This window comes from Paenibacillus sabinae T27, assembly GCF_000612505.1.
Classification (GTDB): Bacteria; Bacillota; Bacilli; order Paenibacillales; family Paenibacillaceae; genus Paenibacillus_AQ; species Paenibacillus_AQ sabinae.
On record NZ_CP004078.1, the window covers coordinates 2544915 to 2558411 of the forward strand.

The 13497-nt window shown below is 54.0% G+C and carries 11 protein-coding genes; 9 read left to right on the plus strand and 2 right to left on the minus strand.

From position 1 onward, the window contains the following. The first annotated feature begins 36 nt into the window (after positions 1–36). Both PSAB_RS11690 and mtnN read left to right on the plus strand, forming a co-directional pair. Positions 37–2502, plus strand: coding sequence for a glycoside hydrolase family 31 protein (locus tag PSAB_RS11690; RefSeq protein ID WP_025334766.1), 2466 nt, complete (start codon positions 37–39; stop codon positions 2500–2502). 245 nt (positions 2503–2747) lie between these two features. Further along, positions 2748–3833, plus strand: coding sequence for a 5'-methylthioadenosine/S-adenosylhomocysteine nucleosidase (gene mtnN / locus PSAB_RS11695; RefSeq protein ID WP_025334767.1), 1086 nt, complete (start codon positions 2748–2750; stop codon positions 3831–3833). Between the two features lie 70 nt (positions 3834–3903). Here mtnN and PSAB_RS11700 read toward each other — a convergent pair whose 3' ends face one another. Continuing rightward, entirely contained in the window at positions 3904–4575 is a 672-nt protein-coding gene (locus tag PSAB_RS11700; protein WP_025334768.1) for a DNA alkylation repair protein, read from the minus strand. Then, positions 4572–5720 (minus strand): MFS transporter, encoded by a 1149-nt coding sequence (locus PSAB_RS11705; protein WP_025334769.1) that lies wholly within the window; start codon positions 5718–5720, stop codon positions 4572–4574. Before PSAB_RS11705 ends, PSAB_RS11700 begins: the two co-directional genes overlap by 4 nt. 197 nt (positions 5721–5917) lie before the next feature. Here PSAB_RS11705 and PSAB_RS11710 point away from each other — a divergent pair, with 197 nt between their 5' ends. The 7 genes from PSAB_RS11710 (at position 5918) to PSAB_RS11740 (ending at position 13378) form a co-directional block, all read left to right on the plus strand. Beyond that, the gene (locus tag PSAB_RS11710; protein ID WP_025334770.1) at positions 5918–6526 is read left to right on the plus strand and encodes a DUF1349 domain-containing protein; all 609 of its coding nucleotides are present in this window, start codon (positions 5918–5920) and stop codon (positions 6524–6526) included. Positions 6527–6571: 45 nt separating this feature from the next. Further along, entirely contained in the window at positions 6572–7342 is a 771-nt protein-coding gene (locus PSAB_RS11715; protein WP_025334771.1) for an exodeoxyribonuclease III, read from the plus strand. A 49-nt stretch (positions 7343–7391) separates the two neighbouring features. Continuing rightward, the gene (locus PSAB_RS11720; RefSeq protein WP_025334772.1) at positions 7392–8624 is read left to right on the plus strand and encodes an aminopeptidase; all 1233 of its coding nucleotides are present in this window, start codon (positions 7392–7394) and stop codon (positions 8622–8624) included. Positions 8625–9557: 933 nt separating this feature from the next. Then, entirely contained in the window at positions 9558–10127 is a 570-nt protein-coding gene (locus tag PSAB_RS11725; protein ID WP_025334773.1) for a TetR/AcrR family transcriptional regulator, read from the plus strand. Positions 10128–10139: 12 nt separating this feature from the next. Further along, the gene (locus PSAB_RS11730; protein WP_025334774.1) at positions 10140–10688 is read left to right on the plus strand and encodes an HXXEE domain-containing protein; all 549 of its coding nucleotides are present in this window, start codon (positions 10140–10142) and stop codon (positions 10686–10688) included. Positions 10689–10853: 165 nt separating this feature from the next. After that, entirely contained in the window at positions 10854–12575 is a 1722-nt protein-coding gene (locus PSAB_RS11735) for a methyl-accepting chemotaxis protein (protein ID WP_025334775.1), read from the plus strand. 215 nt (positions 12576–12790) lie between these two features. Further along, entirely contained in the window at positions 12791–13378 is a 588-nt protein-coding gene (locus PSAB_RS11740) for a TetR/AcrR family transcriptional regulator (RefSeq protein WP_025334776.1), read from the plus strand. Positions 13379–13497: the final 119 nt, after the last annotated feature.

Below are 13497 nucleotides of genomic sequence, written 5' to 3' on the forward strand. Positions count from 1 at the left end.
GAAAAAAGCCAAACGAACGTTCAGGAGGAACAAGTCATGCTAACAAGCGAACAAATCAGTCCGGACAAGCTGCATTCCGATTACGCAGCCTCATTCACCCTGACGTTGGGACGGGTTATCAAAATAGAGCAAGAAGCCGGCCAAGTGATCTTCACCTGCGACAACGGCAAGCTTGCCGTAAGCAAGGCCCGCGCGGGTGCGGTCCGCATCAGGCTGTTCGCCGACGCCGCTCCGGATGAAGAGATCAACATGAAGACGACACCGGCGATTGTGGAGGGGGAATCCGGGGCCGGAGCCGCAGAAACGGAACTGCTGGTTGCCGATATCGGGCTCGCTTACCTTGTTGAAACGGATGAGATCACGATAGAGGTTGTGAAAGAAGACGGCAGCCTCAGGTTTAAGGATAGCTCCGGCCGCATATGGGCTCGTAATCCGATGATGGCGTGGAACGAAAAGAAATCCGCAATCGCCTTGTTCCGGGCAACCGAGAATGTCCATTACTACGGACTGGGCGAGAAGACGGGCTTCCTGGACAAGCGGGGCGAGCGTTACGAAATGTGGAACTCCGATAACTTCTCCCCGCATGTGCCGGAAATCGAAGCGTTGTACCAATCGATTCCTTTTCTGATCGTCAATGAGCCGGAGTGCTCTTACGGTATCTTTCTGGATAATCCGGGGAAATCGGTGTTCGATATGCGCACCTCGAGCGAAGCATTCACGGTTCAAGCGGATACCACCGGATTGGACTATTATGTGATTCCGGGTCCGCAATTGAAAGATGTGGTCATGAGATACACCGCCCTCACCGGACGCATCCAGCTTCCGCCTCAGTGGTCCATCGGCTATCATCAGTCCCGTTACAGCTACATGGATCAGGATGAGGTCATGGAAATGGCCCGCACCTTCCGCGAAAAGGAAATTCCGTGCGATGTCATTCACCTAGACATCCATTATATGAACGAATACCGCGTCTTTACCTTCGATCCGGCCCGGTTCCCCGATCCGAAAGCGATGATCGAAGAACTGAAAACGATGGGCATCCGAATCGTCCCGATTGTTGATCCCGGTGTGAAGCTGGACCCGGATTACCGTGTTTATCAAGAGGGGACGGATTCGGACCTCTTCTGCCTGAAACCGGACGGGTCGCCGTTTGTCGGTCCGGTGTGGCCGGGGCCTAGCGTGTTCCCCGATTTCTCGGATGCCAAGGCCAGAGAATGGTGGGGAGACCTTCACCGCTTCTTTACGGATATGGGCATTGAGGGCATCTGGAACGATATGAACGAGCCCTCGGTGTTTAACGAGAACAAGACGATCGACCCGGACACGCTGCACCGGTACGACGGTAATCCCGCTACGCATGCCGAAATTCACAATCTGTATGGCATGCTGATGTCCAAAGCGACCGCCGAGGGCATGACCCGGAACTTGAATGGCCGCCGGCCGTTCGTGCTTTCGCGCGCTGGCTACGCCGGGATTCAGCGCTATGCGGCGGTCTGGACGGGTGATAACCGCAGCTTCTGGGAGCATATGGCGCTTGCGATGCCAATGGTGCTGAACCTCGGGCTGTCCGGCGTCTCCTTCTCGGGTCCCGATATCGGCGGGTTCGGACATCATACAACGGGCGAGCTGCTGGCGCGGTGGACGCAGATGGGCGCGCTGTTCCCGTTCTGTCGGAACCACAGCATGCTGGAAACCGTCCGTCAGGAGCCGTGGTCGTTCGGGCCCGAGGTAGAGAATATTTGCAGGGAGTATATTAGCCTGCGCTATTCCTTGATGCCGCTGCTGTATTCGTTATTCCGGGAATCCGCCGAAACGGGGATGCCGATCATCCGGCCGCTGCTTCTGGAATATCCGGAAGATCCGAATGTCGCCAACCTTTGCGACCAATTCCTGCTGGGAGATCAAATACTTGCGGCTCCCGTCTATCGTCCCGATACGTTCCATCGTGTCGTCTATCTGCCTGAGGGGAACTGGTTCGACTACAAGACCGGGGAGAAAAGAGAGGGCGGCCGTCATTTCATGGCTCATGCCCCGCTCGATACGCTGCCGCTGTACGTTAAAGAGGGAGCGATTATCCCGCGCACGGCACCGGCCCTGTCCGCCGAATTTGAACGCCCCTCGGAGCTGTTCCTGGATATTTATACACCGGAGAACGGCGAAGGCGCATTTGACCTGTACGATGACGACGGCGCGACGTTTGCCTACAAGGACAAGGCGTATAATCTGTACCGCTTGAGAGTTGAAGGGACGGAGGGAACCGTCAAATTCACCGTTCATCCGGAATGGACAGGCTACGGCGAAGGTTGGAAGCGATGGACGCTCACGTTCAAGCATCTCCCGTTTGCGGGATATCTTCAGGATTTCGGCAAAGAGGCGGCGGACCGGGATGAACTGGAGACGCTCGCGGAGGGATGGCATTTCGACAGCGCCGCCCGCGAACTGACGGTTGTCCTGAATCAGCCTTTGGAGGATGTGGAGCTGGTCGTTAAGGCCCGGGCATAGTCCATTGAAGCGAATATTCACGTGTAAGGCAATGCCGATTTTTTCTCTCCTTTAGGTGAATAAATATAACATACTCATGATAATTAACCATTTTTTCTCCGAAAAGTTTATTAGCGAATTACAAAAACATTCCAATATTTTGTGCAGTATGACATAAATCATGTCAAGCAATTGACGCTAATCTATCATGCGATTATCTTGTGTAAAAGCAGCCAAGCCAAAATTTTACGACGAGGTGATCGCAGTTGAAAAAATGGTTATTATGGAGTGTTGCCTTACTGCTTCTTCTGATGCCTTTGCAGGTAAGCGCCGCTGAGGTCAAGGAAGTCCGTCCAATCGCCGTACAGGGTGCAATGGACATGGAAGTCGCCTATTTTCTGAAGCAAATGGGCGAGTACAAGACGGAGACCTTCGGATCGTATCAATTTTATTCCGGCACCATCGAGGGTGTTCCGGTTGTCGTCTCCAAGACGAATATCGGCATGGTCAATGCCGCGGCTTCGACAACGCTCTTAATCGAGAAATATCATCCGAAAGCGATCATTAACCAGGGAACCGCCGGCGGTCACGACCCCGCGCTACATCAGTTCGATATTGTGGTTGGCGCCAAAGCGATCAATTACAGCTGGATCGAATCTCCGCATCGAGATGCGGGAGCGGGAATCGACACCGGCAGCTGGAAGGTCATGCCCAAACCCCTCGAGCCGGACCCCGAGCTGTACAAGACGGCAATGAGCTTGGCCGATCAGTATAAGCACGGCAAAGTCGTATCTGGCGTTATCGGCACTTCGGATGCGTGGAACAAGGAAATCGACCGCATTAACCAGCTGCACAATACGCTAGGCACAAGCGCGGAAGAGATGGAGACCGCGTCGGTGGCAGATGTAGCCAGAACATTCAACGTTCCTTTCCTTGGCATCCGGGTATTGTCCAATTCCGAACTGTACGGAGAGGATTTCGCTCCGGTTTCCAGTGATTACTGCTCTGAATTTGTGATTGAGGTTATCAAAAAAATCGAGAGCGGCGTCACATTCTCGGACAAGCTTCAGGTGTACGCGGACGGTAAAGAGGTTGTAGGTCTTCAAGGAGAGTACAAAAGCGGGAAGGTATGGCTTCCTCTGCGGGGCGTCATGGAAAGCCTCGGTTCCAAAGTGACATGGGACGGCGCCAAGAAGCAGATCGTGGTCGTTACCGACGGTAAGCTGGCCGCAATCAAAGCGGGCGAAACCATGGTCAAACAAGGTACGGCGTGGATCAACATGGATGTGCTGGAAGCCAAGTTCGATTTGACTACAGATTTTCTCGGCTCCGGCGTATATATCTATCCATAAAAAATAGGTCGTTCAGTGCCGAATTTGCTTGTTCGTTCAAAGCTAGAGCTCTCCCCAACCGGGGAGAGCTCTATTGCATTTTGCCGGACCGCATCAGCCATTTCAGTCCTTCTCTCCTGCTCAGCGGCTTCAGTTCCTCTTGCTCGATAAACGCCGTGACCGATGCCGGGTTCGTCTTGGAATATTCCCTTAGTGCCCAGCCGATCGCTTTTTGGATAAAAAATTCTCCGGACGATGCATGTTCACGGATATAGCGGTACAGCAGCGCTTCATCCGTCGCTTCCTTATAGTGGAGCTGGAAGAGGATGGCCGTGCGGTTTAGCCACATGTTGTCCGATTGCAGCCACTTCTCAGCGTACTCCGTCTTAAGCTCCGGATATTTGCGCAGCAGAAACCCGGCGGCATTGGCCGCCAGAAGATCGACGGTGTCCCACCACGAACGGGAGACGATGCAGGCTTCAATCATGCCGATGTCGGATGGCTCCAGCTTTTTTCGCAGGGACTCTGCGATATCCACACCGCAGTATTGATACTCCCTTTCGGGCTTTTCCCACAGCAGGGGAACCCATTCCTTAACCGGGGGATGTTCCTTGAGAAAGGCTTTCAAGAGCTGTCTTCTTACGGGAGTCCGTACACCCAAATAAGGGAATTGATCCCGCATATACGCGCTCATGGTCGCCGCCGCTTCCGGGTCCTGCGCATTTTCCAGTTCCCGGACCAGCTGCTTCAATGGTTCTTTCATACGTTTCGCTCCTTTCGGGATAAGCGGTATAAAATAAGGCCGAAGACGAACCCGGCAAACGACATGCCCGAGATGCAGACATACAGCGACTTCCCGCCGAAGGCGTTATACAGCGCGCCGCCCGCATAGGAAGCGACAATACCCGATATTCCGAAGAACAGCAGAGCGAGTACGGTTTGTCCCGTCGCCCGCCATTCCGCGGGTACAATGCTGTACAAGTATTGAATCGCGGCGGAGTAGAAGACCGGGAAGGTCAGGATCTGCAAAAATTGCAGAAACACAAGCTGCTGCGGATCAGTGAGCCAGACGGACAGAAAGAAGCGCAGGAAGTAGAAAAAGCCGGAAATCGAAATGATCATCAGCTCTTGACCTTTGCGAAGCCACCAGAAGCTTAGGGCGAACACGAGGATTTCGCTGCCTGCCGCAAGGAACCACGCTTGTCCGACAAGCTCCGGCTTGCCGCCAAGCTCGGAAATATAGACCCCAAGGAACGTATCGTTCATCCGGGCGGGAACCGAGCTGATCAGCACGAGAACGAGGAACAGAACCGTCTCCTTATTACCCAAAAAAGCCTTCAGACTGCCGAGAGTAACCGGTTTGCCTGATACAGGCGCGTCTGGCATGGCCCAGGTGGTTACAAAGCTCAGCAGCACGATGCCTGCGAAGAGCGGCGCGAGAACATGTCCGCCGAAATACGACATGACGTATCCGGCCAGCAGCGACATCACCGCATAACCGAGCGCGCCGTAGGTACGGATGGACCCGTAGCTTACGCCATGGACCTCGGCAACCCGGAAATTCAGGCTCTCCGTCAGCGGATCAATCGGCATCAGGAAGAAGTAGAGCAGCATGGCGAACGAAATCAGCGGGATAAAGCGGTCTGAAGCGTAAAGCGAATACCCGAGTACGCCCGCAAAAAGCAGGAGCAGCAGCAGAACCTTGCGGATCGTCTTGGTCCTATCGCTGATCATTCCCCATAGTGGTTGGGAGATAATCGTCACAAAGCCGCCGGTGCCAACGATGAATCCGATTTGTCCGGGGTTCAGACCCTGACCGGCCAGGTAGACCGGAAGAAATGGAATGAAGATCGCCAGCAGGGCAAAGTACAGAAAGTTAAAACCTCTTAATAGCTGTGGTGCGTTCATGGATGTTTTTTTACCTCACTAGTGCAGTATGTATGGATATTCGTTACAAAAGTCTGGTCCATCAAGTCATTCTATCATGAGCAGTCTTAAAAAGTAAGAAACCGATAGGCGTAAGAGGCCTTCTTCGGGACGCGACATTGAAAGACACATCGGCAAACTGCTATTCTTATAAGAAAAAAGGCAAAGGATGATGCGAAATGACCTCCAAAAAGATAGACTGGTCAAGTGGTTCCTGGACCAACGAACCGGAATCCAGCCGTACTGAAGGAGATCGGCTTATCGTTCAAGCCGTTGAACAAAGCGATTACTGGCAGCAAACGATGTACGGTTTCCAGCATGATAATGGTCATGCACTACTGGCCTCGTGGGATGAACCTTTTGCCGTTGAAATTGCCTTTAAGCTGGACGGATTTTCCGGATTATACGATCAGGCGGGATTGATGCTGTGGCATAGTCCGACTCAGTGGATAAAATCAGGAATTGAAATCAACGACGGTGTGCCGCATCTTGGCGCCGTGGTAACGGATACATACTCGGACTGGTCTCTTTCGCCTGTACCCGAATGGATTGGCAGAGAGATTACCATCCGCGCCTCCAGGCTGAACGATGCTGTCATTATCAGAGCCAGATCGAAGGAGGGACCGTGGCGAACTGTTCGTGTTGCCCGTTTCCCATATCTGACAAGTGTTCAGGCAGGACCTTTTCTATGCGCGCCGACCCGAGCGGGATTTCAGGTCACTTTTACTCGCTGGTCGTTAACGAGTCCTGATACGGATATACATATCGACCCTCCGGTCGGAGGATAGGAATAACTGGGTTGTATTAAGAATAAGCGAGGAGAATAACGAAGAATGAAGCTGGTATCCTGGAACGTGAACGGGCTGAGGGCCTGTGTGAACAAAGGGTTTAACGATTTTTTTGAAGAAACCGATGCGGATATCTTCTGCGTGCAGGAAACGAAGCTCCAGGAAGGGCAAATTACCTTCGACCACGGAGAGAGGTACCGCCAGTATTGGAATTACGCCGTCAAGAAGGGATATTCCGGTACCGCTGTGTTTACTAAAAAAGAGGCTCTGGCCGTCACCCTCGGTCTGGAAGGGGAGGAGGAGACGGAAGGGAGAGTCATCACGCTGGAATTTGACAACTTCTATCTAGTCAATGCCTACAGCCCCAATGCCCGGCGCGATCTGTCGAGACTGGAATACCGGCTGGAGTGGGAGGACCGGTTCCGCGCCCATTTGCAGCGTCTGGACAAGCATAAGCCGGTCGTGATATGCGGCGATTTGAACGTGGCTCATCAGGAGATCGATTTAAAAAATGCGAAATCCAACAACGGCAATTCCGGCTTTACCCCGGAGGAGCGGCAAAAGATGACCGAGCTGCTGGAAACAGGGTTCGTCGATACGTTCCGCCACCTGCATCCCGATGTGAAGGATGCATATTCCTGGTGGTCCTACATGCCGAAGGTCCGGGAACGGAATATAGGCTGGCGGATTGACTATTTTCTCGTGTCCGCAAGGCTGGCTCCATCTATTGAAGAGGCTCGGATCGAGTGCGCGGTTATGGGCAGCGATCATTGTCCGGTTGTTCTGGAACTTAGCGCGGCTGTGCCTCCATTGTGATATACTGGTAAGATTCGGTTGAAAAATGAACAACGGAGGATGAGCAGATATGGCTTTTTTTGAACAAATGCTGGAAAAATATGCGGAATTGGTCGTCAAAGTAGGGGTGAACGTGCAGCCCGGGCAGGTGCTGATGGTTCACGCGCCGCTGGAGACCGCCGAACTGACCCGGCTGATTGTCGCGAAGGCCTACGAGGCTGGCGCTAAATACGTCATTATGGATTGGGATGACGAAGCAATCACCCGCATCCGTTACGAGAAAGCGCCGGACGATTCCTTCGGCTATTACCCGAAGTGGCATGCGGATATGCTGGAGCAATTCGCCGAGGAAGGGGGAGCCATCCTGCATATCAAAGTGCCCGATCCCGAACTGCTAAAGGGCATCGATTCCGCCAAAGTGTCCGCTTCGGTAAAAGCGGCGGCGATTGCCCGACAGAAGTACCAGGCTTACACCCGCAACAGCCGGATCAGCTGGTCGCTGATCAAAGCGCCGACCCGGGCCTGGGCGGACAAGGTATTCGCCGACCTGCCGGAAGAAGCGCGCATTGACGCCATGTGGGAGGCGATCTTTCAGATGAACCGCGTCGAAGCGGACGGCGATCCTGTTGCCGCCTGGCGGGAGCATATCGCCCGTCTGAAGGAACGACAGGAGAAGCTGAACGCCAAGCGCTACCGGAGTTTGCACTACCGCGCTCCGGGCACCGATCTGCGCGTGGAGCTGCCGGAGGGACATCTGTGGCGGGCCGCGGGAGGCGAGAACGAGAAGGGCGTCTATTTTGTCGCCAATATGCCGACCGAGGAAGTCTACTCCATGCCGCACCGCACCGGAGTGAATGGAATGGTAAGCAGCACGCTCCCACTGAATCTGAACGGACGGCTGGTGGACGGCATCAAGCTGACCTTCAAAGATGGCAAGGTAACGGAATTTGACGCTTCGACAGGCCGCGAGCATCTGGTTTCGCTGCTCGATACGGACGAAGGCGCGTCCTACTTGGGCGAAGTGGCGCTTGTGCCGCATGATTCGCCGATCTCCCGGCTGAACCGGATCTTTTACAACACAGGCATCGATGAGAATGCTTCCTGCCATTTCGCGCTCGGCAGCGCTTATCCGGTCAATATCGAGGGCGGGACGAAGCTAAGCCGGGATGAACTGCTGGCCAGAGGCGCCAACGTCAGCCTGACGCATGTCGATTTCATGATCGGGTCCCCCGAGCTGGATATCGACGGCGAGCTGCCGGATGGAACGATCGAACCGGTGTTCCGGCAAGGAAATTGGGCGTAAATGATGCTGAGCTGGTGATGGAAGTCATTCGGGGATACGACTCCGAGGTTGCCAGCAAAGTGGAGGAATGATGCTGATCAGCAAAGTGGTGGCATGATGCTGATTTGCAAAGCGGTGGCATGATGCTGATTTGCAAAGTGGAGGAATGATGCTGATTTGCAAAGCGGTGGGGTGATGCTGATTTGCAAATTAGGCGGAATTCCTCCCGCTTATTTTCGGGAATCTGGGGATTATGGTAGCCTGAGCGGGAAAATCTCCCTCTAAATCCGGTCTTTTGGCTGAAATCGAAGGGAAAAGGGCCAATAAACTGGAGATTTTCCCGCTAAATGGATGATACGTCCATTTTATCGAAAATAAGGGGGAGGTTTTCCCGTTAATTCGAGCATTTGCTTGCGGGATGGGCCAATTCTCTGATTAAGCTCCAGACTGGTTAGGGAGAGAGGCCTGCGGCAGCATTGTCCCCATAATCTCTATCATTCCTGCAACTTGCCTGAATCCTCACAATCAACACACACCTCACACACTTCACAACCATCATACACCTTACGCACTTCCCAGCTATTCTAGCCTTCATTGCCATAGTAACCCTCGCCTCCTTACACCCACACACCCACACACCCACACACCCACACACCCACACACCCACATACCCACACACCCACACACTCACACATGCACATTGATCCAATTGTCCACTTCTTACACGCCCGCATTCCGACATTTTCTGCTCCCGTAATTCTGAGAAACCTCCGCTCCCTCCACATTATCGAATACTGATTGCACCGGATACCCCGCGCTTCATTTGCGAAAAGAAGAAGTGTCTCTATTGAATGCTTCGCATGAATGCTTCGCATTTTCGCCTTATGGGGAATTGTGCTATTATGAATATTACTAACTAGTTAGTTATATAAATTCAAATAGAGGAGGATGGCTATGGCCGGAGGGAAAGGGGAAGTAACCCGCAACAAGCTTATCGCGTCGGCGGAGGCTTTGTTTGCCGGCAAAGGCTATCACGCGGCGACAGTGAGCCAGATCGTGGCTGGCGCGGGATTGACGCAGGCGGCGTTTTACCTGCATTTTGCAAGCAAGGAGGATATGCTTAAGGAACTGCTGCACCGGTTCGAGACCCGAATGTTAGAGCTCGGGAATGCTGGTGAAGAAGCCGGCAGACAGCCGGAAGGAGCGGTGGAAAGCTTCGCTGCCGGTTCGCTGGTGCGAATGTTCAAGCTTCTCGGAGAGAACATCAATTTGACCAAAATCGCGCTGCAGGGAGCATCGGGCGACCGGATTCGCCGCGAACTGGTGCAGCAAGTGTACACCAATCTGAAATTAAATCAGTCCCGGGGAGTTGTCAGCCCGGACATCGATCCGGAGGTGGCAGCCGAGTCGCTCGTTGCCTCGGTGGAAAGCCTGACCTACCGGTATTTATTGAACGGAGAAAGAAGCGAAGAGGAGCTTGGCCGGCAGGCCGCGAGAGTATTTTTACGGGGCATTCTAAAATAAGGAGGTATAACCATGCTGGATTGGCTGGATGCGGCGGTTGATTGGGTCAGCCTGCTGTGGCTGTTTCCCGTGTTATTCATGTTTCATGATTTCGAGGAAATTCTGACGGTGGAGAAATGGGCCGAAAAAAATAGAGACAGGGTGCTCGAAGCACTGCCGCCCTTTGCCCGAAAGGCTCTTCTTCCATCGTTCTACTGCAGCACCCGCCGGTTTGCCGAGGATGTGCTGTACGTGTATTCCGTTATCGTGGCTTCGACCATGCTGGCCGTGTTCTTTTCGGTTTATCTGCCGTTTCTGGCGGCGCTTTCCTTGTTCTTTCTCCATTCGTTCACACATGCCTTTCAAGCTTTTTATTTAAAAATGTACACGCCCGGCGTCTGGACGGCCATATTCATTGCGCTTCCCTATTCGGCGTATGCTTTTTACCGGTTTCTTGACGGGGGCGCCGCAGACTGGAGTGATATCGGAAGCAGCCTGATTGCCCTGCTTGTTATCGGCCCACCCCTGCTCCTGCTTCTGCTGAATGGGAGACGGAAGGCATCCAATCATTTGACGGATTAAGCGCAGCTGGATTTGTGCGGAAATCTAGTGTTTTCGTAGGAATGTTCTGGTAGAATCGGGACAAGAGGGGAGGTGATGGTACAATAGACCCATCAGACCGGGACGGTCTGCAATAGTTGAATTTTAAATACATATTTTAAGAGTAGGAAGGGCGTCGGCGGAAAGGTGAATAGTTTGTTGTGGCGTATGGTTATTTTTTTCTCTGTGCTGCTGCTGGTCAGCGGATCGATCCTCGGGGGAACCGTTTACCTCTCCTCCGTCCGGCTCGTCGAACAGTCAATGGGACAGCAGGCGCTGGCCGTTGCCGAAAGGGCAGTGAAACTTATCGATTCGGAAAAATATGGTGGTATTCCCGCTAAGGCGGGTGGGGAGAATGCCTATTACGCCGAACTCCGGGAGAAGCTGAATACATTTAGGGAGAATAATGGATTGAAATATTTATACACCCTGAACCGGTCCGAGGACGGCGGTAACACCTCTTATATCTATATGGTGGACGGTGCGCCGGCCGATGCCAAGGAGGATGATTATTCTCCGCTTGGCTCCGTGGAGGACAACGACTATCCCGAGATGGTGAAGGCTTTTGCGGGAACGGCCGAATTTGGAGAGCTGTCCAGGGACGAGTATGGGGCGACGGTATCCGCTTATGTCCCTTTTTATGACGGGGCGGGGCGGCAGCTCGGTGTAATAGGAGCCGATCTGGAGGCGACGAGTGTCTATGAATCGATGGCTGCATCCCGGAGAATCATGCTGATTGCAGGCTCCGCAATTCTGCTTGCAAGCTTGGCCCTCGTCTATGCGCTGGCAAGATTTTTAACCACACCGCTGAAAAGGCTGGCGCGCGAGATGCTTCGGGTCGGCGACGGCGATCTGACCGTGTATGTGCCTGTTACACGCAAAGACGAGATCGGAAGACTGGCTTCCGCCTTCGACTCCCTGGTTAGCGGCACCCGGACGGTCATTGAAGGGATCAAGGATGGATCGGAGAGGCTGCTTTCGTCGTCTTCCGAGGTGAGCGAGCACTCGAAGCGCACGGCAGCGGCAAGTACCGATATCTCCAGCCGGATGCAAGAAGCGGCATCCGGAGCTGAGACGCAAGCGGTGCAGACGGTGGAGATGTGCCGGGCGATGGAGGAAATGGCCTCAGGCGTACAGCGTATTGCCGAATCGGCCGCTGCAGCGGCGGAATTGTCGGCAAGCACAACGGGTGCGGCTCAGGAAGGCAGCCTCTCCGTCGCCGGGAGCGTCGAACAGATGAACCGAATCGCCGATATGACGGAGGAAATGGCCGCCGCCGCCCGCAGCTTGGCGGTTCATGCGGAAGAGATCGGCGGGATCTCCACATTCATGTCGGACATTGCCGGTCAGACACAGCTGCTTGCACTGAATGCCTCGATCGAAGCGGCGCGGGCAGGAGAGCACGGGCGGGGCTTTGCCGTTGTCGCGGAACAGGTGCGTAAGCTTGCCGATCAGACGCAGGTTTCGCTTGAGGCCAGCTCGCGGCTGGCGGGAGAAATCCGTACGGGAACGGCGGAGCTGGCGGCAATCATGGAGCAGGGAGCGGCTGAAGCGAGGAGAGGGCGGTCTCTGGTCAATGAAGCGGGCAGCGCCTTTGGCGATATTACGGGCGGGATCGCCCGCCTCTCGGATCGGCTTCAGGAGATTTCCGCCTCCACGCAGGAAATGAGTGCGACCTCCGAAGAGCTTGCGGCATCGGTTGGCGAGCTGGAGGCGATATCACGCACGGCATCGGAACATTTCCGCAGCGTGGCGGCTTCTTCGAAGGATCAGCTCGGATCGATGAAGGAGGTCAGTCTGGAGTCGGAGAGGATCAGCGTTATGGCGGCAGAGCTACGGATGCTGATCGGAAGATTTATTACCTCATGATTTAGCCCGGATAATGGGTCTGACTTGCGCCTTATCAAAGCGCGCTCTGGATAAGGTGCGCGCTTTGAGGGTGTCATGCAATACTTCCGGCCGGTAAAATGGTGGGCAAAGAGGTGCTCCACCCTCGCGGGTATTTCCCGCTTGCCAAGAACCGGAATTTCTTTTATCATCACTTTAGTACAATCGTTCTATATCTGTGGAGGGCGGTGAGAGACGTGGCGAAGAGAAGCTACGACAGCGAGCGTGTCCGCCAGGATGTGCTCAGGGAAGCCGAAGGACTGTTCTCCCGAAAAGGGTACACCGCCACTTCGATTGCGGATATTTCTAAGGTGACCGGGCACAGCAAGGGACATATATATTATCACTTCAAGAGCAAGGAGGAACTGTTCGTCGCTCTGGCGCAGCAGACGATGCGGAAGTGGGGGGAGCGCTGGCAGGAACGCGCAATGACTTGTTCCTCTCCGCCTGAGAAGCTGTATGCGATTGCCGATTTTGTCATGGACAATTACCAGCAGGATCTGCTGAAAGCGGGGCAGGAGCTGGCCTCTCTTCCCGGCGTTCAGCCGTCGACCGTGCAGGCGCTGTACGGATTAGCGGTAACGCCTATGGCGGCTTACAAGGCCATCATCGAAGAAGGAATGGCGAGCGGCGATTTCAGACAATGTGATGCGGAGCGGCTGAGCCTGCTGTTTGGTGCTTGGCTCGGCGGACTCAATTCGTTTGTGCACACGATGGACCGGGATACGCTGCGGGGCCTGTACCGGGAGACGGCGGCTTTGTTTTTGCGGTCGATTTCAGGGTAGATCCCTGTTGTTTTGAGATAATTAGAACGATTGTCCAAATTTAAAAAAGGTGGGGAAACGATATGGATTGGTTATACTGGCTGCTTTCCGGATTGAGTATGACATCCATCATTCCCTTT